1 protein-coding gene is annotated in these 230 nt (G+C 41.7%); it reads left to right on the top strand.

Annotation, left to right across the window (positions count from 1 at the left end):
- Positions 1-51: 51 nt before the first annotated feature.
- Positions 52-230: hypothetical protein (locus tag O4H31_RS19735; protein ID WP_419723622.1), on the top strand; the 179-nt coding region annotated here is incomplete at its 3' end.

Raw genomic sequence — 230 nt, 5'->3', positions numbered from 1 at the left:
GCTCAAACAGAATCTGTACTGGCAAATCCAAATCCAGCCGAGGAATAATTGATGCACGTATTGGTATTAGGTTCAGGTCAGCTTGCACGTATGATGTCATTGGCTGGCGCACCACTTAATATTGAAATTTCTGCGTTTGACGTTAACAGCAAGAATGTTGTTCATCCTTTAACTCAAGCTGTGATTGGTCATGGTTTAGAGCAAGCGATTGAAAAGGCAGATGTCATTAC

Origin of the sequence: Sulfitobacter dubius, from assembly GCF_027214245.1 — a bacterium.
GTDB lineage: Bacteria > Pseudomonadota > Alphaproteobacteria > Rhodobacterales > Rhodobacteraceae > Sulfitobacter > Sulfitobacter dubius_A.
The sequence above is the reverse complement of the archived record's forward strand: the minus strand, read 5'-3'. Positions and strand labels throughout refer to the sequence as shown.